Origin of the sequence: Paraburkholderia sp. BR14312, assembly GCF_040948675.1 — a bacterium.
Lineage (GTDB): Bacteria > Pseudomonadota > Gammaproteobacteria > Burkholderiales > Burkholderiaceae > Paraburkholderia > Paraburkholderia nodosa_A.
This window is the reverse complement of the sequence record NZ_JBFPKI010000003.1, coordinates 98,959-121,109: the sequence shown is the minus strand read 5'-3', so window position 1 is coordinate 121,109 and position 22,151 is coordinate 98,959. Positions and strand designations below refer to the sequence as shown.

At 66.5% G+C, this 22,151-nt stretch carries 16 protein-coding genes and 1 pseudogene; 9 read left to right on the top strand and 8 right to left on the bottom strand.

The window, feature by feature from the left end; genetic code table 11:
* Positions 1-138: 138 nt before the first annotated feature.
* Both AB3X98_RS09875 and AB3X98_RS09870 read left to right on the top strand, forming a co-directional pair.
* The gene (locus AB3X98_RS09875; RefSeq protein ID WP_069265359.1) at positions 139-504 is read left to right on the top strand and encodes a c-type cytochrome; all 366 of its coding nucleotides are present in this window, start codon (positions 139-141) and stop codon (positions 502-504) included.
* An 18-nt stretch (positions 505-522) separates the two neighbouring features.
* A complete protein-coding gene (locus tag AB3X98_RS09870) occupies positions 523-918 on the top strand; it encodes a cytochrome c (protein WP_368607077.1) in 396 nt (131 codons plus the stop codon).
* Positions 919-1,046: 128 nt separating this feature from the next.
* Here AB3X98_RS09870 and AB3X98_RS09865 read toward each other — a convergent pair whose 3' ends face one another.
* From AB3X98_RS09865 to rsxB, 3 genes are all read right to left on the bottom strand, one after another.
* Positions 1,047-1,481 carry a DUF1841 family protein gene (locus tag AB3X98_RS09865; protein WP_368607076.1) on the bottom strand — a complete coding sequence of 145 codons (435 nt, stop codon included), beginning with the start codon at positions 1,479-1,481 and terminating at the stop codon, positions 1,047-1,049.
* Positions 1,482-1,573: 92 nt separating this feature from the next.
* Positions 1,574-2,218, bottom strand: a complete 645-nt coding sequence (gene nth / locus AB3X98_RS09860) for an endonuclease III (protein ID WP_368607075.1) — start codon at positions 2,216-2,218, stop codon at positions 1,574-1,576.
* A 40-nt stretch (positions 2,219-2,258) separates the two neighbouring features.
* Positions 2,259-3,110 (bottom strand): electron transport complex subunit RsxB, encoded by an 852-nt coding sequence (rsxB, locus tag AB3X98_RS09855; RefSeq protein ID WP_368607074.1) that lies wholly within the window; start codon positions 3,108-3,110, stop codon positions 2,259-2,261.
* Positions 3,111-3,554: 444 nt separating this feature from the next.
* Here rsxB and AB3X98_RS09850 point away from each other — a divergent pair, with 444 nt between their 5' ends.
* Complete coding sequence (locus AB3X98_RS09850; protein ID WP_069265354.1) at positions 3,555-4,187, top strand: TetR family transcriptional regulator; 633 nt, start codon at positions 3,555-3,557, stop codon at positions 4,185-4,187.
* A gap of 201 nt (positions 4,188-4,388) precedes the next feature.
* Here the strand turns inward: AB3X98_RS09850 and AB3X98_RS09845 are convergent.
* The 3 genes and pseudogenes from AB3X98_RS09845 to AB3X98_RS09835 form a co-directional block, all read right to left on the bottom strand.
* A pseudogene (locus AB3X98_RS09845) lies at positions 4,389-5,624 on the bottom strand (polyhydroxyalkanoate depolymerase); the annotation flags it as partial.
* Positions 5,625-5,930: 306 nt separating this feature from the next.
* Positions 5,931-7,793: a glycoside hydrolase family 15 protein gene (locus AB3X98_RS09840; RefSeq protein WP_368607073.1), complete on the bottom strand. Its 1,863-nt coding sequence runs from the start codon at positions 7,791-7,793 to the stop codon at positions 5,931-5,933.
* 176 nt (positions 7,794-7,969) lie between these two features.
* Complete coding sequence (locus tag AB3X98_RS09835) at positions 7,970-8,119, bottom strand: DUF3096 domain-containing protein (protein ID WP_081771773.1); 150 nt, start codon at positions 8,117-8,119, stop codon at positions 7,970-7,972.
* Positions 8,120-8,351: 232 nt separating this feature from the next.
* Between AB3X98_RS09835 and AB3X98_RS09830 the strand changes: the two genes are divergently transcribed.
* Positions 8,352-9,662, top strand: coding sequence for a lactonase family protein (locus AB3X98_RS09830; protein WP_368607072.1), 1,311 nt, complete (start codon positions 8,352-8,354; stop codon positions 9,660-9,662).
* Between the two features lie 43 nt (positions 9,663-9,705).
* Here the strand turns inward: AB3X98_RS09830 and AB3X98_RS09825 are convergent, their stop codons facing one another.
* Positions 9,706-14,046 (bottom strand): DNA translocase FtsK, encoded by a 4,341-nt coding sequence (locus AB3X98_RS09825; protein ID WP_368610237.1) that lies wholly within the window; start codon positions 14,044-14,046, stop codon positions 9,706-9,708.
* Between the two features lie 211 nt (positions 14,047-14,257).
* Positions 14,258-14,818: an META domain-containing protein gene (locus tag AB3X98_RS09820; RefSeq protein ID WP_342947992.1), complete on the bottom strand. Its 561-nt coding sequence runs from the start codon at positions 14,816-14,818 to the stop codon at positions 14,258-14,260.
* A 319-nt stretch (positions 14,819-15,137) separates the two neighbouring features.
* Here AB3X98_RS09820 and purT point away from each other — a divergent pair, with 319 nt between their 5' ends.
* The 5 genes from purT to AB3X98_RS09795 all read left to right on the top strand — a co-directional run bounded on the left by purT (position 15,138) and on the right by AB3X98_RS09795 (position 22,091).
* On the top strand, positions 15,138-16,361 hold the full coding sequence (gene purT, locus AB3X98_RS09815; protein ID WP_368606721.1) for a formate-dependent phosphoribosylglycinamide formyltransferase: 1,224 nt from the start codon (positions 15,138-15,140) through the stop codon (positions 16,359-16,361).
* 50 nt (positions 16,362-16,411) lie between these two features.
* The gene (locus AB3X98_RS09810) at positions 16,412-16,798 is read left to right on the top strand and encodes an MliC family protein (RefSeq protein WP_368606722.1); all 387 of its coding nucleotides are present in this window, start codon (positions 16,412-16,414) and stop codon (positions 16,796-16,798) included.
* 114 nt (positions 16,799-16,912) lie between these two features.
* Positions 16,913-18,559 (top strand): acetolactate synthase large subunit, encoded by a 1,647-nt coding sequence (locus AB3X98_RS09805; protein ID WP_069265347.1) that lies wholly within the window; start codon positions 16,913-16,915, stop codon positions 18,557-18,559.
* Between the two features lie 24 nt (positions 18,560-18,583).
* Positions 18,584-20,020: an aldehyde dehydrogenase family protein gene (locus AB3X98_RS09800; protein WP_368606723.1), complete on the top strand. Its 1,437-nt coding sequence runs from the start codon at positions 18,584-18,586 to the stop codon at positions 20,018-20,020.
* 586 nt (positions 20,021-20,606) lie between these two features.
* Positions 20,607-22,091: a DEAD/DEAH box helicase gene (locus tag AB3X98_RS09795; RefSeq protein ID WP_368606724.1), complete on the top strand. Its 1,485-nt coding sequence runs from the start codon at positions 20,607-20,609 to the stop codon at positions 22,089-22,091.
* The last annotated feature ends 60 nt before the right edge of the window (positions 22,092-22,151 follow it).

Genomic DNA, 22,151 nt, shown 5'->3' with positions numbered 1-22,151 from the left:
GCGGCGCGGCGGCGCGGTATACTCGGACCGATTTTTTTCGGCCTGCACGGCGACCCCAAAAGTAAAACAGCAGTAATGCGGCGCAGGCCGTGGCCTGCGGTTCGGGCGTTCGAATCCCCTCAAGCCAGGTTGGATGCTATGAAAAAAATTGTCGGCAAGCACGTCATCACGGGCGCAATCACCATGCTGGCGTGCTTCGCGGTCACGGCTCACGCGGACATCGTGGGCAACGCGAAGGCGGGTCAGGACAAGGTGGCGATGTGTATCGGCTGTCATGGTATTCCCGACTACCGCACCGCTTACCCCGAGGTCTACCACGTGCCCATTCTGGGCGGCCAGAACGCCCAGTACATCATGAACGCGTTGCTCGCCTACAAGAAGGGCGACCGGCATTTCGAGACGATGCACGCGATCGCGTCCTCGCTCACCGAACAGGACATCGCCGACATCGCGGCCTACTATGCGTCGCAAACGGCCGCGTCGAAAGACAATCCGAATAAATAACCGGCAGGTGGAGAACCCATGAACAAGCCCTACACGGCTATGCCTTCGTTTGCCGGTGCAACCATCAAGCTCGCGGGTACCGGGCTCGCACTGGCCGCCGCGCTCGCGCTCAACCCCGCATACGCGGCCGATGCCTCCAACGGCAAGGTCCTCGCCGACAGCCACAACTGCGCGGCCTGTCACGGCCCGGGCCTGAACAAGCCCGTGAGCCCCGAATATCCGAAGCTCGCCGGCCAGCACGCCGACTACATCTACTGGGCGCTGCGCCAGTACCAGATGGGTACGAGCAATCCGCACCTCGGCCGCAACAATGCGATCATGCAGGCGCAGGTGCAGAGCCTTTCGCAGAGCGATATGAAAGATCTCGCCGCGTACATCGAGTCGCTCGGCGGCGACCTCGTCAACAAGAAGTAAGCGTGAGCGCGGCGCGCCATGCGTGCCGCATCATGTGAAACACCCCGCGTGGGCCTCGTTTGCGGCGAGGCGTTCGCGGGGTGTTTTTTTGCGGTGGCGTTTGCCTGCGTCGCGCTTTCAGTTGCGATTCAATCGCGAGAAGCGCGGCGCTCGATGCGCATGAGATAGGCGTCGGTGTCGGGTGGCGTGTTCGTGCGTTGCGCTTCCCAGATCGTTTCGCCGAGGCACTCCATGATCGCGTGCTGCGCATCGTGCGTGGAGCCGAGGCGTGCGGCGAGCCGGTCGTGCGCGGCGCGGATGCCGGGCGGCTGGTCGATCGAAAGCTGCTCGCTGATCGCGAGATGCATCGACAGATGCAGGAACGGATTGCTCTGGCCGCGCTCGGGCGAGTAATCCTGCGCGGCGGCCGCATCGGCGTCGGCGAGTTCGGTGTGATATTCGGGGTGCTCGACGATCCAGTCGGCGGCGATCGCCTCTAGCGGCGTGAGGATTTCGCCCGCGCGCTGTTTGCGCCAGGTCTCGGTGAAAAAGCGGCGGACTTCGTCGCGGCTGGGATTGAACATCGTGAGTCGGTCGTATGGGTGTGCGCTACATCGTGCAGCGTCGTGTTGCGACGCCTGAATCGATCATTTTACGCCCGGGCGCCTGCGCTCGCTCAGAGCTCAGGCGGCGGCGTCTTCGGCTTGAACTCGCACAGCGGCTCGATCACGCAATGCCAGCATTCGGGCCGGCGTGCCTTGCACACATAGCGGCCATGGAGGATGAGCCAGTGATGCGCGTCCTGGAGGAACTCGGGCGGCGTGAATTTTTCGAGCGCGGTTTCGACGGCGCGCACGTCCTTGCCGGGCGCGAGTCCCGTTCGGTTCGCAACCCGAAAGATATGCGTGTCGACCGCGATGGTCGGCTGACCGAAGGCCGTGTTGAGCACGACGTTGGCAGTCTTGCGTCCAACGCCGGGCAGGGCTTCGAGCGCCTCGCGCGTGGGTGGCACTTCGCTGCCGTATTGCTCGATGAGAATGCGGCACGTCGCAATGACGTTCTTGGCCTTGGTGCGATAAAGGCCGATCGTCTTGATGTAATCGGCCACCCCTTCTTCGCCCAGCGCGAGCACCGTTTCCGGCGTGTTGGCGACCGCAAACATCCGGCGCATGGCCTTGTTCACCGAAACGTCGGTGGCCTGCGCGGAAAGCATCACGGCGATCAGGAGTTCGAACGGCGTGTTGAATTCCAGCTCGGTAGTGGGATGCGGATTGAGGCTTTGCAGCGTTTCGTAGATGGCGCGGCGCTTGGTGGCATTCATGCTCGTTGTGCGTGGGGCCTTTGCGTTGCGTTGCGGAGCGCTATCGCGCGGATTTGTCGTCGTCAGTCGACGAGTCCGATGTATTCGACTCGATACCGATACGCTTGCGGCGCGCTTCTGCGGCATCGATCTGCGCCTGCACGTCGGCGCTCACGTGCTCGACGTTGCGCGGTCCCACACCCTGTTCGGCCAATTCCGCCTTCTTGCGGCGCGCCCGTTCGAGCGCGGCCTGGATGATCGCTTTCTTCTTCGCTTCGGCATCATCGGCGGGGGAGCCTGCGGGTTGCGCGGCGCTCGCTTGCACCGCGGCGTCCTGCGCTGCCTGGGCCTGCGGCGCACTCGTGGCCGCGCGGCGTGCAGCGGCGCGCGCCTCGGCCGCATTGCGTTCGGCAGCCTGGCGCGCGGCGCGCCGGTCATGGCGCACGCGGGCTTCGTCGGCCTGCTGCTGCGTCCATGCGTCCCAGCCGGTTGCTTCGCCCGTAACGGGAATCATTGCGATGCAGTCGACCGGGCAGGGCGCGACGCACAGGTCGCAACCCGTGCACTGATCCTTGACGATGGTGTGCATCTGCTTGGGCGCACCCACGATCGCGTCGACGGGGCAAGCCTGCATGCACAGCGTGCAGCCGATGCACAGCTGTTCGTCGATGAACGCGACCGGACGCGGACGCTCCACGCCGTTGTCCGGATTGATCGGGATGACGGGTTTGCCGAGCAGTTTCGCGAGGCGCTCAACGCCTTCCAGGCCGCCGGGCGGGCACTGGTTGTAGTTGGCGGTGCCGGCGGCGACGGCTTCGGCATAGGGCCGGCAGCCGTCATAGCCGCACTTCGTGCATTGGGTCTGGGGCAGCAGATCTTCGATGCGATCTGCGAGTGTTTTGGGATCGTTCACGTTCGCTACATCGGGGCGGGGCGGGCGGTGGCGCGACCTTGGGTGCGCAGGGTTTTGCACCTGGTCTGGCAGGGCGCACACGCACAGCGCCAAAGCCTGCATTATCGCCGATTTCCCGCATTGCCATCGGCGGGCCATGTGCCATAATCAAAGCGCTTAATGCGAAGCACCGTGCAGTCCAGGGGAAATCAATAGACGTAAGCGGTACATGTTGGGCACGGCAGGCGACGTGCTTCGCACGAAGCAGACAGGGGGAAGAACGATGTCGGCTCGCAACGACATCAAACAAACAAGAAGGAACGCAAGACCGTAGGTCGGAGGGTGTCTGTCCATTAACCTGGCGCGCCCCGCACAACGTTGTCGATACCAGGGCGAGGAGAGGCCCGGCGCGGTATTGCCCGACAACGTAAACCGGACAACGCGGCTTAACGAGATCCTGCCACCATGAATCAGCCAAAAATCAAAAGAGATCCTGAAGGCACACGCCGCCGTATTCTGCTCGCCGCGGCGGAAGAATTCGCCAATGGCGGCCTGTTCGGCGCACGCGTCGACCAGATCGCGCGACGCGCGGAAACCAATGAGCGCATGCTCTATTACTACTTCGGCAGCAAGGAGCAACTGTTCACAGCTGTCCTCGAACACGCATTCGGCGCGCTCAATGAAGCCGAACGCGCGCTCGATCTCTCGGGGCTTGCACCCGTCGAGGCGATCACGCGGCTCGCGCATTTCGTGTGGGACTACTATCGCGACAATCCCGAACTGCTGCGGCTCGTGAACAACGAGAATCTGCATGAGGCGCGATATATGCAGAAGTCCACACGAATTCGCGAGATGATCTCGCCGATCGTGGCGACGCTCGGTTCGATTCTCACGCGCGGTGAATCTGCGGGACTGTTCCGCCCGAGCATCGATCCGTTGCGTCTTTATGTGACGCTTTCGGGCATGGGCTACTACATCGTCTCGAACCGCTATACGCTCAACGCCACGCTCGGTCGCGACTTCAGCACGACTGCCGAGCGCGCGGAAGTCATTCAGCTCAACACGGAGATGCTGCTCGCGTATCTCATGCGCAAATAGCGCACGACTCGCGCGGCAAATTCGCAAAGCCGTTTCACGCTCCACAAACGCCACGCGCCGTCCTGGGACGGCGCGCGGATTCTGCTGCCGGTGCGGATTGCGTGCGCTCGAGTGAAGCGCAAGCCTTCGTCAGGCGACAGCGCCCTGTGCCGAGCGGCCGCGGGCAGACGCTTCTTTGCTCGTGTGGGCGGCGGGCTGCTGGTGCTGGCGGATGAAATCGCGCAGTTGCGGATAAATGATCGTGCGCCAGCGGCGGCCCGAGAAGATGCCATAGTGGCCGCATTTTTCGGCAGTCAGATGATGCTTGTTTGCCTCGGGAATGCCCGTGCACAGATCGTGCGCGGCGCGCGTCTGGCCCGCGCCCGAAATGTCGTCGAGCTCGCCTTCGATCGTGAAGAGCGCCGTGTCGTGAATGTCCTGCGGACGCACGCGTTCGCCGGCCACGTCCCACGTGCCTTCAGCGAGACTGAACTCCTGGAATACGGTGCGGATGGTCTCGAGGTAATACTCGGCGGCCATGTCGAGCACCGCGTTGTATTCGTCGTAGAACTGGCGATGTGCTTCGGCGTCCTCTTCGTCGCCGCGCAGCAGGCTCTTGTAGAAGTCCCAGTGCGCCGTGGTGTGACGGCCCGGATTCATCGCGACGAAACCCGCGTGCTGCAGGAAGCCCGGATACACCTCGCGTCCTTCGCCCGGATAGTTCGCCGGCACGGGATGGATCACGTTGTTCGCAAACCAGTCGAGCGAGTGTTCGGTGGCGAGCGAGTTGACGGCGGTCGGGCTGCGGCGCGCGTCGATCGGGCCGCCCATCATCGTCATCGTGAGCGGGGTGTCCTCGCCGCGGCTCGCCATCAGCGAGATGGCCGCGAGCACGGGCACCGTAGGCTGGCAAACCGACAGCACATGCAGATTCTTCGCGCCGATATGGCGGATGAATTCCTGGATATACGCAACGTAGTCGTCGAGATGGAACGGACCGGCTTCGAGCGGCACCATGCGCGCGTCGACCCAGTCGGTGATGTACACCTTGTGGTCCTGCAGCAGCGTGCGCACGGTATCGCGCAGAAGCGTGGCGTGGTGGCCGGAGAGCGGCGCGCACACGAGCACGGCCGGCTCGTCCTTGAGCGCGGCCACGGCGCCGGTGTCGTCGGCGTAGCGCTTGAAGCGCAGCAGGCGGCAAAACGGCTTCTCGATGATGGTCTGCTCGACGATCGGAATATTGAAGCCATCCTTCACGATCTGGCGAAGGTTGAACTCGGGCTTCTCGTAGTCCTTGCCCAGGCGATAGAGCAGTTCGTAGCCTGCGGCGAAGCGCGTGGCGCCCGGCACGAGTGAAAACGGGCTCGTCGGATTCGAGAACGATTTCGAGGCGGCCTGGGCCCAGGCGGTCAGCGGGCTGAGCAATGCGCGCTGGAATTCACGGATTTGATAGAGCATGGGCGCTCCGGCATCTTCAAGGAGCGGTTCGCACCCGGGTCGCGCGCGGTTGAGGCGCGGAGCAGATGCGGGCCGGCAAGGTTGGTCGGTCAGTCAGGTTGTATATCGGCCGCCGCCCGGAGGGCTTTAGCGCGAGCGGACCCGCATGCGTTCGCAGCTCGTGGCTGCAAGCGCGCTGCAAGGCGGTACACGCGTTTTGCCCCGTTGCCAGGCGGCGCGGGCGGCCTTGTTTTTGCCCGGCTGTTGTGCAACGCAGCATCCCTAGTGTACCCCAGCTCGCGAAAACGTCCAGGCGCTTTCGAACATTTACGATGCGGATGCAACAGCTGGTTCGGCCGACGCGCCGCCGACCGCGGGGTGCCCCGTCTCCTTCGCCATTTCCTGTTCGTGCCGCATGAGGTTCAGGCCCGTATGCACGAGCGCCACATGCGAGAACGCCTGCGGGAAGTTGCCGACGAGACGCCCCGCAATGGGGTCATATTCCTCGGCGAGCAATCCCACGTCGTTGGCGAGCGAAAGCAGGCGCTCGTACATGTGGCGTGCGTCGTCCATGCGGCCTTGCAGGGCCAGGTTGTCGACCATCCAGAAGCTGCACGCAAGGAAGGTGCCTTCCCCGGGCGGCAGTCCATCGTTGAATTCGGTGGTGCGGTAGCGCATCACAAAACCTTCACACATCAGATCGCGCTCGATCGCCGCGACCGTGCCGGCGATGCGCGGATCCGCCGCGGGCAGGAAGCCGACCAGCGGCATGAGCAGCAGGCTCGCATCGAGATCGGTGCCGCCATAGATCTGCGTGAAGGAATTCAGATCCTTGTCGAAGCTGCGCTCGCAAATGGTCGCGTGGATCGTCGAGCGCAGTTCGCGCCAGTGATCGAGCGGCCCCGGCAGCTCGAATTTTTCCGCCGACTTGATCGCGCGGTCGAAGGCGACCCACGCCATCACCTTCGAGAACGTGAAATGCTGGCGGCCGCCGCGCGTTTCCCAGATGCCCTCGTCGGGCTCGGTCCAGATCGTCTCGAGGTGCTCGAGCATCGCGCACTGGATCGACCATGCGGTGTCGTCGGCCTGCAAGCCGCCCACGCGCGCGAGGTGCAGCGCGTTCATCACTTCGCCGTACACGTCGAGCTGCAGCTGGCCGACCGCGTTGTTGCCCACGCGCACCGGTTTCGCGCCTTCGTAGCCGGGCAGCCAGTCGAGTTCGAATTCGGGCAGGCGGCGCTCGCCGGCCAGCCCGTACATGATCTGCAACTGCGAGGGCGAGCCCGCCATCACACGGCCCAGCCAGGCGCGCCAGGCGCGGGCTTCGTCGTAGTAGCCGCCGCGCATCATCGCGAGCAGCGTGATGGTCGCGTCGCGCAGCCAGCAGTAGCGGTAGTCCCAGTTGCGCGTGCCGCCCAGCTGCTCGGGCAGCGACGTGGTGGGTGCCGCGACGATGCCGCCGGTGGGCTCGTAGGCCAGCGCCTTGAGCGTGATGAGCGAGCGGCGGATGGGTTCGGCCCAGCGGCCTTCCACGGTGCTGCGTGAGGCCCATTCGGTCCAGAAGTTTTCGGTGCGCGCGAGCGCCGTGAACGGGTCGCGCGGCGGCGGCAGACGCAGGTGCGAGGCCGCATACGAAAGCGAGAACGGCACGCGCTCGCCTTCCTTCACGTCGAACTGCGCCACTGTGTGCATGTTCTCGCCCTGGAGGTCCACGGGCGTGCGCAGCACGACCGTGTCCGGGCCCACCGTGGCCTTGATGCCGCTCTCGTAAGTGAGGCGGCTCACCCATGGCACCGAAAAGCCATAGTCGAAGCGCAGCACGAGCTGGCTTTCCATGCGCACGGTGCCGCGCCGGCCCACGACGATGCGCACGAGTTCCGACCAGCCGTTGCCGGGCGGCATGAAATCGATGAGCGTCACCGCGCCTTCGGGTGTTTCGAAGTCGGTTTCGAGGATCAGCGTGTCGCCGCGATAACGGCGCGTGGTCTTGATCTCGACTTTCGCGCCCTCTTCGGGCTGCGCGGGCGCGATCAGCCAGCGGCCGTTTTCTTCGGTGCCGAGGAGGGCGGCAAAACAGGCGCCGGAGTCGAAGCGCGGCCAGCAGAGCCAGTCGATGGATCCGGCGCGGGAAACGAGCGCGGCCGTGTGGCCGTCGCCGATCAATGCGTAGTCTTCAATGGGTGCGGGCATAGTAAGCAGATTGACAGCGTTGCTCGAAAACGAAAGCCGCTTGCCGCAGCGGTGCGGCATGCACGCACAAGAGTAGTGGCAGCGGGGCCGCCTGCGCAATGCGTTTTGCGCAGCAGCACGCGCAAATACTCATCTCGCCTGTGTCAACAAACGCCGTCGAGCGCGACCTGAGCGGGTCACAGATGCCCGCCCACGCCGAATAGCCCGATGACCCCGATGATGATCAGATACAGCGCGACGATGTAATTGAGCAGACGCGGCACGGCGAGAATCAGAATGCCTGCGATGAGCGCGACGAGCGGCCCGATGGCGACGTGAATGTTCATGACGGCTCCCTGGTTGCGGCGGGTTTCGAACCTTGGCGTGGATGCCTTTGTTGCTTGTTGCTGCTTCGATTTTGGCCCGGACTTGCCGCTGCGCGCTTGCGGGGCGGGCGCTCGCGACCTCTCCTATACTGGGCCGGTGTCCCACGTATCAGACGAAAGCGGGGCGAATACGGTCGGCATTGCGACGAGGGCCGACCCGCTCCCCTGCATCGACAAGAAAAAGGAGGTCGACATGTTCCTTCGCCGTGCCGCCGCAAACGCCGTGCCTACGCCCTCCCGCTCATCGGCCCACTTATCTGCCCGTTCAGGTAGCCTTTCCCGATCGCGCCGGGCTGAGGGCCGACCGGCGCATCTCCTTACCCAGCTCGTCAAAGGTGTTGTCATCATGGCTTCCGTCGCCGCGACGCATGCGTTCGCGCAATCCGCTTCCACGACCGCGCCCGCGGGCGGTGTCTACAACCTGATCGTCGGCACCTATACGGGCGGCAAGAGCGAGGGCCTCTACGTCTATCACTTCGATACGCAGACGGGCGACATGCAGCCGGTCAGCGTGGCGAAGACGGTGAACCCGTCGTTTCTCGTGGTGAGCAAGGACAACCGCTTGGTCTACGCAGTCAACGAGCTACCGGGCGACAACGGTCCCGCCAGCTTGCGCGGCGACGTGAGTGCGTTCGGCTTCGATGCCGCAAGCGGTCAGCTCACGTTTCTCAACAAGGTGTCGGCGCAGGGCAACGATCCGTGCTACCTGAGCCTCTCGCCAGATGGGCGCTACCTCTTCGTGGCGAACTACTCGGTTGCGGCCGACCCGGGCGGCAGCTTCGCCGTCCTGCCCGTGCAGCAGGACGGCAAGCTGGGCGAGTCCGTGCTGACCGTGCACCACGAGGGCGGCGGCCCCGTGAAGGGGCGTCAGGACAATGCGCACGTGCACTCGACGGTGTTTTCGCCGGATGGGCACTATCTCTTCACCCAGGATCTCGGCACCGACAAGCTCTGGACCTATCTCTATACGCCGGACGGCAGCCGCGGCCTGGTGAGCCCGACCGAATGGCGTTATACCGATGTGAAGTCGGGCAGCGGTCCGCGTCATCTGATCTTCGGCAATGACGGCCGTCACGCGTATCTCACGAGCGAGCTGGCCGCCACCGTGACGGTGTTTGCGTATCACGATGGCCACATGAAGCTGGAACAAGTGGAGAAGCTGGCGGAGCCGGGCTTCGAGGGAACGCAGGGCGCGGCGGCGCTCCATCTTTCGCCGGACGGCAAGTTCCTCTACGTTTCCAATCGCGGTGACGCCAACGATATCTCGATCTTCGCCGTCGATGGCGAGAGCGGCAAGCTCAAGCGCGTGGGGCGCCAGTCGAGCCTCGGCAAGTCGCCGCGCGAGTTCGCGATCGATCCGACCGGGCAGTGGCTCATCGTCGGCAACCAGAACAGCGATACCGCCTACGTGTTCCGCCGCGACCAGCAGACGGGTTTGCTCGAGCCGAACCCGAAGCGCATCGATATCGGCTCGCCGGTCGATTTCAAGTTCGTTGCGCAGTAACGGCTTGAGATGACGAAAGAAGGCGCGAGGCGCGCCTTCTTGCTTATTCGCCCTGGCCGCCGCCCGGCACGAGCACTTCGCGGCTGCCGTTGATGCCCATCGGCGAAACGAGTCCCGCGGTTTCCATCTGCTCGACCAGTCGCGCGGCGCGGTTGTAGCCGATGCGCAGTTGCCGCTGCACCGACGAGATCGACGCGCGCCGCGTGCGCACGACGAATGCGACGGCCTCGTCGTAGAGCGGATCGGCTTCGGCGTCGGGCGAGTCGCCGAACAGGTCCTGCGGCGCGCCTTCGGCCGCCGGGCCGTCGAGAATGCCTTCGACGTACTCGGGCTCGCCGAACTGCTTCAGGTACTCCACCACCGCGTGCACTTCCTCGTCGGCGACGAACGCGCCGTGCACGCGCTGCGGGTAGCCCGTGCCCGGCGGCAGGAACAGCATGTCGCCCTGGCCGAGCAGCGACTCGGCGCCCATCTGGTCGAGAATCGTGCGCGAGTCGATCTTCGACGACACCTGGAACGCCACCCGCGTCGGAATATTCGCCTTGATGAGACCCGTGATGACGTCCACCGAAGGACGCTGCGTCGCGAGGATCAGGTGGATGCCGGCGGCGCGCGCCTTCTGTGCGAGACGCGCGATCAATTCTTCGATCTTCTTGCCCGCAACCATCATGAGGTCGGCGAGCTCGTCGATCACGACCACGATCATCGGCAGCGGCGAGAGCGGCTCGGGGGCTTCGGGCGTGAGCGAGAACGGGTTGCCGATCTTCTTTTCCTGGGCTTGCGCGTCGCGGATCTTCTGGTTGAAGCCCGCGAGATTGCGCACGCCCACCGCCGACATCAGCCGGTAGCGCTTCTCCATCTCGCCCACGCACCAGTTGAGCGCGTTGGCGGCGAGCTTCATGTCGGTCACGACCGGCGCGAGCAGATGCGGAATGCCTTCGTACACGGAAAGCTCGAGCATCTTCGGGTCGATCATGATGAGCCGCACGTCCTCGGGTGTCGCCTTGTAGAGCAGCGAGAGGATCATCGCGTTGATCGCGACCGACTTGCCCGAACCGGTCGTGCCCGCCACGAGCATGTGCGGCGCCTTGGCGAGATCGGTGACGATCGGATGGCCGACGATGTCCTTGCCCATCGCGATCGTGAGCTTCGACTGCGAGCGGTGGTACGGCGCCGATTCGAGGATTTCCGAGAGGCGGATCATCTGGCGGCGGGCGTTCGGCAATTCGAGGCCCATGCAGGTCTTGCCGGGAATCGTTTCGACCACGCGGATCGACGTGAGGCCGAGGCCGCGCGAGAGATCCTTCATCAAGCCGACGATCTGGCTGCCGCGCACGCCGAGCGCGGGTTCCACTTCGAAGCGCGTGATGACCGGGCCCGCCGAGGCGCCGACCACGGTCACGGGGACCTTGAACTCCTGAAGACGCTGCTCGATGAGCTGGCTCGTTTCGGCGAGCTTCTGCTCGGAGACGGGCTCGATCTCGGACGATGCGCGCTCGAGCAGATCGAGCCCCGGCAGTTCGACCGCCGATGCGCTGAGCGGCTCGAACACGAAGGACGTGGGCGCGTGGCCGCGCACGGGAGCGCGCTGGACTGCGGGCTCGGGAGCTTCGACTGCCTCGGGGGCTTCTATGGCTTCGATTGCTTCGGGTGCGGACTCGAAGTCGGGGCTCGCCGCGCCGGGTTCGGTCGCGATGGCGGGGTAGGGCGCCGCGAGTGGGGTGGCAGCCGGCGTCGCGGGCTGCGAGGGAGTCGGCGTGAGCGTGGCCTCGGCCGATGCAGGACAGCTTTGCTTCGGCGTTTCGGCAACCCACGGCGGCGTTGCTGCGGGTGCGGGTGCCGGCGCTTGCACTGCGGACAGGGGCGTCGCGTCAAAAGGCGTTGCTTGAGTCGCCGGCGCGTCAGGTGCCGGCAAGGCTTCAGCCGTTTCGTTCGCAAACCCTTGCGCTTCGTCCATCGACGCAGGGTATGCATCGACGCTGGCGGATTCGCTGTGCGCGACGGGCGCGAAAGACTCGCTCGCCTTCTGCTCTGCCACCGGCGAAGGCGCTGCGTCGAACGGCGTCGCGGGAGCCGCATGCGTAACCGTCGGCGCGACATGTGCAGGCGTCGCGGCGGCGTCGGGCTGCGTCTCGCGAGCGATGCGGGGGGAGTGCACGATGTTCGACGCGGCCGCTGTGTCGAGCGGGTCGTGTGCTTCGTGCGCAGCGTGCGCTTCGGTCGGAGCGGGTTGCTCGGCCTGCGCGTCTACCGCGCCCGGCGTTTGCGTCGCTGCGGGCACTGACACTGGCGCCGGTGCCACAACGGGAGAAGCCGCTGCGGGCGCAGGCGCACGCACCTGCTCCTGCACCGTCGACGGGCTGAACGTGAAGAACGGTTCGGCAGTGTGCGTCTCGGCGGGGGCGGCAGCCGACGGTTCGTCGTCGAGCAGGATCCACGGCATGCCGTGATCCAGTGTCGGCCACGCCGAAGGCGTTGCAGCTTCCTCCGCCGCAGCTTGCACCTGCTCGATGCGCGTTGCCTCGTTCGAGGCGCCGTGCGTGGCTTCGTCCACGTGCTCAGCAATCGGTTGCCAGGCAGTCGGCGCAGCCATGTAGCCGACGCTGGCCGAATTCGGCTCGGACGATGCCGCGTTCTGAGGCGCGGCAGGGTAGGGGGCAGCGGGTGTCGCGCCCGGCGTCGTGTCGCCCGGTTGCGGCGAGGCGTGCATTTCCACGAACGATTGCCCAGCCGGGCTTGGCGAAAGGTAGTCGCCGTCCGACAGCGCGACCGGAGCGGACGTCGTTTCCAGCGACGCGGCCGAAGGCATTACCGGCAGCGCCGCCGTCGCGATGTCCGGCGATGCGCTCGGGAATTGCGCGTGCGTGTGTTCCTCGCCCGCGAGCGTACCCGCTTCGTCCAGGGTGCGGCGTGCGAGGCTCGCGCCGGCGAGAGTGGTCCAGCGCGCGGCGTTCTCTTCGATCGAGCGCAATGTTTCGAGCACGCTCGTCGAGAGCGGCGCCTGCGCCTGCGGTGCGCTGGTGGGCGCGAGGCGCGAGTAGGCGGGCGTCGCGGGCGGCGTTTCGGCTGGATGCGTGCCGAACGGCGCCGTGCGCGGCGCACTCATGGGCGGGCGAGGGTTCACGCGCGCGGGCTGCCCTTGCCAGACGTAGGGTTTCGGTGGCTTCGCGACGCGCGGCGGTGCGGCGGCCGCGGCGCGCGCGGCCGTGCTGCCTGCCGCAGGCGGCGGCGCCGTGCGGCGCGGCATGACGGGTTGTGCGAACGGCGAAGTCAGCGGATCGGGCGGTGGCGGCGTCGTGCCGAACGCGGCACTGCGCGCGGCGGCGGCGGCTGCGGCGGCACCGGCCGCGAGCGGCGCACCATGCACCACCGCGGAAGCCGAAGCCGTGCGCGCTGCCGCGCCCGTCATCGCGGCGGCCATGGCCGGTCGCGTTTGAGGCGTCTGCGCCCGCCACGGGGCATACGGCTGCGCAGGGATGCCCTGCACCCCTTGCGCAGGCGCCACGTCCTGCACTGCGCTCGCACCGCGCACCGGCTGGCGGCGCCCGTCGCCGAGCGGCGCGGCTGCTGGCTGCAACGGCGCGCGCGGCGGCTCCATCGGGGCTCGCGACGCACCCGCAGGCGGAGTTTGCCCCGGCGCACGCGTGCCGCGCAGCCAGTCGGCGGTCGCGGTCGGTTCGGTGCGCGCCCACGCCGCGGCGGGATCGGCGGGACCACGGAAGCCCGGTTCGGCGCGCCACGACCCGGCATCGGCAAACGCGTCCTGTGCGGTTGCAGCGGCCGACGCTGCGCCAGGTCCCGCAGCCATGGCACCGGCTGCGCGCGGGTTATCGCGACCCTCGCGCGCGTCACGCGCCGGCGGGCGCCAGATCGTCGGTCGTTTGCGCCGCGCGCCGTCGCCAGGCATCGGCGGATTGAAGGTAGCGGCGCCATGTGCGGGCAGTCCCTCTTCGGCTGCGGCGCGGCGGCTGCGGCGTTCGCGGTGCGGGCTGTCGTCAGTGTCACGCGCGGCGCGGATGTTCAGGCCGAGTCCGAGCGAAATATCCGCCCACGCGAGGAATTCGCGCCAATGGAAGTCGAGCAGCCACGGCAAGCTCACGAGGAGAAGCGCCGTCATCGCGAGCGGCGCGGCCACGTGGCCGATGAGCTTGCCGAGCCCGCCCGAAAGCGCGTGGCCGAGTGCGTTGAACCCGGCGATGTCGATGAGCGTCGCCTCGAGCACGCAGCTCGCCAGGAGCACGCCGACGAAGCCGAGCCATAGACGGATCGTGCCAGGGCCGCGCAGGCCCGCGCCGCCCGGCAGCACGGACTTGACGAGACGCCAGATCAGGGGGATGAACCAGACGGCCGAAACGCCGAACCAGCCAGGAACTACCGTGTGCATGCCGAAGATGTACGTAGAGAAGGTGTGCGACGTGTGGAGTGTAACCGCTCGGCCCCTGCGCGCCGCCATCCACTTGAGGGCGGTGTTGCGTGCGGCACGGCAGGCGTTGCGCGCCTGACACGCCAATGACCCGGCGCGCGCCGGTTTGGTTCGCGCGCAACAAAAAAAGCGCCGCGCCGGGCAAGGGCGCGGCGGCTCATGCGCGCAGCGTTCACTGCACCGGTTTGGCGTCGGAGGCGGCACCGGGCGTCGCGGCCGGGCCCGTGCCCGATTCGGCGCCCTGCTCGGCGAACGTCAGGCGGTCGCCGTTTTCGAGCACGAGAAAGAGCGATTGCGGATGGCGCATCTGCACGCCGGAGCGCGCGATATGCGAGAGCGCTTCCAGATAAGCGCCCTCGATATCGCCGCCCGCGCCGATGCACGCCATGCGCGTGCCGCCGAGCTGGCCGAACGAGAGCAGGCCGTTCTTGAGCGTATAGGCGCCGAAATAGCGGTTGCAGCCCGAAAAGCCGCTTGCGCGGCGCTGGCCGCTCTCGGTCGAGAGGTCGAGCGTAATGGGGCGAGCGTCGGGGTTTTCGATGTTGCCGGCATCGGCGTGGCCGCCCGGCAGGGCTCGCATCGTGCCGTCGGCGCGCTTCCATTCCACGAGCTGCCAGTGCGTGTTGTCGAGCAGCTGCGTCGTGGCGGGGTTGAACGGATCGGGCAGCGGCGCAGAGGCGTCCGTGTGCACGGGCAGCTTGCACGCGCACACCAGCAGGGCCGCAGCGAGCATCGCCGTGCGCGAGGCCAGCTTTCGCGCGAATTCGCCTCGGGCAGGGCGCGGGCGCTGGCGCATGGTCATGCGCGGGCTCTGGCTCGGTGCCTGGATCGGCGTCTGGCTCGCCGTCTGGCTAATAGGCATCGCATCGTTCCTCGTAATCGACGAAGGCGTAAGCGTAACGCACCGCGCTGCAGCATGCGAGCGCAAACGTGCGTGCGCCGTGCTGGAAGCGGGCGGCCGCCGACGCGCCAAAGCGCCGCGCCGCGGCAGGGCCGCGTGTTAACATCGGCGCTCTTACGCATTTGCGCCATACCGCCATTCTGGAGACATCATGCAAACCCGCCCCCGCATCGGCACGCCGCTTTCCGCTTCCGCCACCCGTGTCATGCTGCTCGGCGCGGGCGAGCTTGGCAAGGAAGTGATCATCGCGCTGCAACGTCTCGGCGTTGAGGTGATCGCCGTCGATCGTTACGAAAACGCGCCCGGCCACCAGGTCGCCCATCGCGCGCACGTGATCGACATGGCCGATCCCAAGGCGCTGCGCGCGCTCATCGACGCCGAACGCCCGCATCTCGTCGTGCCCGAAATCGAAGCGATCGCCACCGACGCGCTCGCCGCCGTCGAGGCCGAGGGTGTCGCCGAGGTGATCCCCACCGCGCGCGCCGCGCAACTCACGATGAACCGCGAGGGCATTCGCCGCCTCGCCGCCGAGGAGCTCGGCCTCGCCACCTCGCCTTACGCGTTCGCCGATTCGCTCGACGAGCTGAAGGCGGGCGTCGCCAAGGTCGGCTATCCGTGCGTGGTGAAGCCGGTGATGTCGTCGTCGGGCAAGGGGCAGTCGGTCGTGCGCAGCGACGCCGATGTCGAGCGCGCCTGGGACTATGCGCTCGCGGGCGGCCGCGTGAATCGCGGTCGCGTGATCGTCGAGGGCTTCATCAACTTCGACTATGAAATCACGCAGCTCACCGTGCGCGCCATCGACCCGGCGAGCGGCCAGGTGCAGACGTATTTCTGCGATCCGATCGGCCACCTCCAGGTGGACGGCGACTACGTCGAATCGTGGCAGCCGCAGCCGATGAGCGCGAAGGCGCTCGAGCGCTCGCGCGAAATCTCGCACAAGGTGACCGAGGCGCTGGGCGGGCGCGGTCTCTTCGGCGTCGAGCTGTTCGTGCGCGGCGAGGAGGTGTGGTTCTCGGAAGTGAGCCCGCGCCCGCACGACACGGGGCTCGTCACGCTCGCGTCGCAGCGCTTCTCCGAGTTCGAACTGCATGCGCGCGCGATTCTCGGCCTGCCCGTCGATACGACGGCGCGCGGTCCGGGCGCCTCGGCCGTGATCTACGGCGGCATGGACGCACGCGGCATCGCATTCGAAGGCGTGGCGCAGGCGCTGGCCGTGCCGGGCGCGGACCTGCGCCTGTTCGGCAAGCCCGAGAGCTTCGTGAAGCGCCGCATGGGTGTCGCGCTCGCCACGGGCGCCGACACCGACGAGGCCCGCTCGCGCGCTCGCGAAGCGGCTGCGGCGGTGCGCCCCGTGCCGGGCGACGCTGCGCAGTGAGCGCGCAGTGAGCGTATAGCGCGGCGCCAACGCAACCCACGGAGAACACGATGATCGATGCTCGAAGCGGTGCAATCCGGTTGGCGGCAGCGTGCGGTCTCGCCGCCGCGCTCCACGTGAGCGCGGCGAACGCGGCGGCCCCGCTCGAAGTGCGTGACATCCAGGTGCAGTCGCGCCACACGTTCAGCTACACCTGCGCCAACAGCAAGACCTTCAAGGTCACCTATCTGAACGCGGCCAACGGCCAGAGCTTCGCGCTCGTGCCGGTGAAAGGCCGCAAGCTCCTTTTCGTCGGCGTGATCGCGGCTTCGGGCGTGAAGTACGTCGCCGACCGCTACACGTGGTGGACCAAGGGACCCGGCGCCGATCTCTACGACGTCACCTCCGACGCAAGTTCGAAGCCGGTGCTCTCGGGCTGCGCGACGATCATGCGCTGACGCCGAACGCACGCTTCACGACGCATTGCGCCTCTCGGTAGTAACCTGACGGCCTGTTCGCGAAGGCCGGCTGCCGCCCGCGCGCCGGCCACGCTCTTGCCAGCGAGGTGGTCGATGAAAGCATCGGATCTGTTCGTGAAGGCGCTCGAAGCAGAAGGCGTCGAGTATGTGTTCGGTATTCCAGGGGAAGAGAACCTCGATCTGCTCGAATCGCTGCGGCGCTCGAAGATTCGTCTGATCGTCACGCGCCACGAGCAGGCCGCGGGCTTCATGGCCGCCACTTACGGACGGCTGACGGGCCGCACCGGCGTGTGTCTGGCCACGCTCGGACCCGGCGCCACCAACTTCGTGACCGCCGCGGCCTACGCGCAGCTCGGCGGCATGCCCATGCTGATGGTCACGGGCCAGAAGCCCATCAAGTCGAGCAAGCAGGGCCACTTCCAGATCGTCGACGTGGTGCGCATGATGGAGCCGCTCACCAAGTACGCGCGTCAGATCGTCTCCATCGGCAACATTCCGGCGCTCGTGCGCGAGGCGTTTCGCCAGGCCGAGCAGGAGCGGCCCGGCGCCGTGCATCTCGAGCTGCCCGAAGACGTGGCAGACGAAGAGGGCGACGGCAAGCCCATTCCCAAGAGCTTCAGCCGCCGGCCCGTGGCCGAGGAAAAGGCCGTCGCGCACGCGGTCGGGGCGATCTGCAAGGCGCGCCATCCGCTTCTCATGATCGGCGCGGGGGGCAATCGCAAGACCACGCGCAACGTGCTGCGCGAATTCGTCGACGAAACCGGCATCCCGTTCTTCACCACGCAGATGGGCAAGGGCGTGATCGACGAGTCGCATCCGCTGTGGCTCGGCAACGCCACGCTGTCGGACGGCGACTTCGTGCACCGCGCGATCGAGCACGCCGACTGCATCATCAACGTCGGCCACGACGTGATCGAAAAGCCGCCGTTCTTCATGCGCAGCGCGGAAGAAAAAACCGTCATCCACGTGAATTTTCTCGGCGCGGAAGTCGACCCCGTGTATTTCCCGCAGATCGAAGTGGTGGGCGACATCGCCAACGCCGTGTGGCAGCTCAAGGAAAGCCTGAAACCGCGCGAGCACGCGTGGGACTTCGCGCGCTTCGAGGAGATCAAGCGCCATTTCGAGGCGCATCTCGCCAAAGGGCAGCACGACGAGCGCTTTCCCATGTACCCGGTGCGGCTCGTGCACGACGTGTACGGCGCGATGCCCGACGACGGCATCCTGTGCCTCGACAACGGCATGTACAAGATCTGGTTCGCGCGCTACTACCGCGCACGTGAGCCCAACTCGATCCTGCTCGACAACGCGCTCGCCTCGATGGGCGCGGGGCTGCCCTCGGCCATCGCCACGAAGATCGTGCATCCGCAACGCAAGGTCGTGGCGGTCTGCGGCGACGGCGGCTTCATGATGAATTCGCAGGAACTGGAGACGGCGGTGCGCCTGAAGCTCGATCTCGTCGTGCTGCTGTTGCGCGACGACGCGTTCGGCATGATCCGCTGGAAGCAGGAAAACATGAATTTCCCCGATTACGGGATGACGCTGCAGAACCCCGATTTCGTCGACTATGCGCAGAGCTATGGCGCGCATGGCCATCGCGTGGGCTCGGCTGACGAACTCAAGCCGCTCGTCGAGCAGTGCCTCGCGCAACCGGGCGTGCATGTGATCGACGTGCCCATCGACTATTCGGACAACGAGCGCGTGCTCAATCGCGACATCAAGCGCCTGAGCGCGCAGCTTTGACGCCGCACTTACGGAGAACCCGTCATGCTCAAACCGACTTATCCGTACTATCTGGCCAACGAGGCCGTTGCCGCCAATACCGACCTCGAGGTCACCGACAAATACAGCGGCGAAGTCGCCACGCGCGTCGCGCTCGCCGACGCGAAGGCGATCGACGAGGCCATTGCGGCGGCCGAAGCCGCCATGCCCGCCATGCGTGCGTTCCCGCCATACAAGCGCCAGGCCGTGATCGATCATTGCGTGACGCGCTTTCGCGAGCGCTTCGACGAGCTGGCGATGGCGCTGTGCATCGAGGCGGGCAAGCCGATCAACGACTCGCGCGGCGAGGCCACGCGCCTGATCGACACGTTCCGCGTGGCCGCCGAAGAGAGCGTGCGCATCGACGGCGAGATCGTCAATCTCGAGATTTCGGCGCGCGCGAAGGGCTATCACGGCTACGTGAAGCGTGTGCCGATCGGACCGTGCTCGTTCATCTCGCCGTTCAATTTCCCGCTCAATCTGGCGGCGCACAAGGTCGCGCCGGCGCTCGCCGCGGGCGTGCCGTTCGTGCTGAAGCCCGCGAGCCGCACGCCGGTGGGGGCGCTCATCATCGGCGAGGTGCTGGCGGAAACCGACCTGCCCAAGGGCGCGTTCTCGATCCTGCCCGCGCACCGCGACGGTGCCGACCTCTTCACCACCGACGAGCGCTTCAAGCTGCTTTCGTTCACGGGCTCGCCCGCGGTGGGCTGGGACCTCAAGAAGAAGGCCGGCAAGAAGAAGGTGGTGCTGGAGCTGGGCGGCAATGCGGCGGCTATCGTCGACGGCGATCAGGGCGGCAAGCTCGACTACGTCGTCGACCGGCTGGCGTTCGGCGCGTACTACCAGTCGGGGCAGAGCTGCATCGGCGTGCAGCGCATTCTCGTGCACGCGTCGATCTACGAGACGCTGCGCGACAAGCTCATCGCCAAGGTCAAGACGCTCAAGATGGGCGACCCGAAGGACGAGACAACCTTCGTCGGGCCGATGATCTCCGAATCCGAGTCGAAGCGTCTGGCGGGCTGGATGGAGAGCGCGGTGCTCGCGGGGGCGAAGATCGTCGCGGGCGGCAAGGTGGACGGCGCGATGTTCGAGGCCACGCTGCTCGAAGACGTGCGCCGCGACACCGACCTCTACCGCAAGGAGGCGTTCGGGCCGGTCGCGATCCTCGAGCGTTTCGACGACTTCGGCAAAGCGCTCGACATCGTCAACGACAGCGATTTCGGCCTGCAGGCGGGCGTCTTCACGGATTCGCTCGCCAACGCGCATCGCGCGTGGGACGGGCTCGACGTGGGCGGCGTGGTGATCAACGACATTCCGTCATTTCGCGTCGATAACATGCCGTACGGCGGCGTGAAGGACTCGGGCCTCGGGCGCGAGGGGGTGCGCTACGCGATCGAGGATATGACCGAACTGCGGCTGATGGTGATGCGCGAGACGTGGTGAGCAGGGTGCAGCGGGCTGGCGAAAAAAGGGTGCGATTCTGCGCCGCATGGCGCGCGGGGATTTCCCGTGCGCCATGTTGCAGAACGCATGGCCCGCTGCCATAGGGATTTATGCCAAGGTGCTACAATACCGGCCTTTCGGCCCTTTGCGCCTGCCGCAGAGGGGGCAGAACGCCGGCAGCAGGCACGCAGCAAGCGGGCAGCAAGCACGCAGCAAGCCGCCCCGAGGCTTGCTGGATCGGCCTGAACGGTCGATCGAGCCGTTTTGACACATCCGGTGCGCACGCGCGTCAAGAGACGAGGACGGCGCCGGAACCATCTGGAATCGAGCGAGTCTGGCTGGGTTGAACCCGAGCGAGCGCGGCGATGCAGCCAGCGCCCCGTCCCCGGCAGATTGTCTCGTCGTCCCACGGGCCATCCCGGGCCATCCGTTTGCCGGGAAGCCCTCGCGGGCGTGTGTTCCGCCCGTCGCAGGAGGGCGCCTGACGTGTTGTCCGGCGCCTTTGCATCGACCTGCAATGCCCAGCAGTGACCATTTGAGGCGCTTCCGCGCCTTGCGCGAATAGCGCCTTTATAGCGAAGCCACCATGTCCGACACAGCCGTCACGCCCAGCATTGCGAACTTTGACCAGTTTGGTCTGGCCCCCGAAATCCTCCGGGCCATCAAGGAGCAGGGCTACACGACGCCCACGCCGATCCAGGCGGAGGCGATTCCCGTGGTGCTCACGGGCCGCGACGTGCTGGCTGCAGCGCAGACTGGCACGGGCAAGACGGCGGGTTTCTCGCTGCCGATCCTGCAACGCCTCCTGCCGTTGGCGAGCACGAGCGCCTCGCCCGCACGGCATCCCGTGCGCGCGCTGATTCTCACACCGACGCGCGAGCTGGCCGACCAGGTCGCCAACAACGTGCGCACCTACGCGCAGCACACGCCGCTGCGCAGCGCGGTGGTGTTCGGCGGCGTCGACATGAATCCGCAGTCCGACGAGCTGCGCCGCGGCGTGGAAATCCTGATCGCGACGCCTGGCCGCCTGCTCGACCACGTGCAGCAGAAGACCACGAGCCTCGGTCAGGTGCAGATGCTCGTGCTCGACGAAGCCGACCGCATGCTCGACATGGGCTTTCTGCCCGACCTGCAGCGCATCCTGAACCTGCTGCCGAAGGAGCGCCAGACGCTGCTGTTCTCGGCCACGTTCTCGGGCGAGATCAAGAAGCTTGCCGCGACCTATCTGCGCACGCCGCAGACCATCGAGGTGGCGCGCAGCAACTCCACCGCGACCAATGTCACCCAGGTGGTGTACGAAGTCGCCGAGGGCGACAAGACCGGCGCGGTCGTTCAACTGATCCGCGAGCGGGGCCTGAAGCAGGTGATCGTGTTCTGCAACAGCAAGATCGGCGCGAGCCGTCTTGCGCGCCAGATCGAAAAGCAGGGCATCGTCGCGGCCGCGATCCACGGCGACCGCACGCAGAGCGAGCGCATGCAGGCGCTCGACGCCTTCAAGCGCGGCGAAATCGAAGCGCTCGTGGCGACCGACGTGGCCGCGCGCGGCCTCGATATTGCCGAACTGCCCGCCGTCATCAACTTCGACCTGCCGTTCAACGCCGAAGACTACGTGCACCGGATCGGCCGCACCGGCCGTGCAGGCGCCTCGGGTGACGCGCTGTCGCTGTGCAGCCCGAACGAGAAGAAGCAGCTCGCCGATATCGAGAAGCTCATCAAGCGCCCGCTGACCGTGGAGCGCCTCGTGGTCGACGTGCCGGTGGCGCATCACGAGGGTGGCGGCCGGCGCCGCGAGCGCGACGGCTATGAAAGCCGCGAAGGCCGCGGTGAACGTGGCGAGCGCGGCACGCACCGCCGCGCGGCCTCGTTCGAGCGCCCGCATCACCATCGTTCGCAGCCGATCGACGACTTTTTCCTGAAGCCCTACGAGCCTTCGGCGAGCGCGCGCAGCAAGGTGGAAGACAAGCCCGCGAACGCCGCGCCGCAGAAGCAGCAATCGAAGCAGCCGCTCGCGGCGCTGCTGGGCGGCCTCGGGTCGTCGTGGCGCAACAAGCCGACGTCGTCTTCGAGCTGAGTTCGAGCGCGAAAGAATCGCGCGACGCAAAAAAAACGGCATGTCGCTCCTGGCGGCATG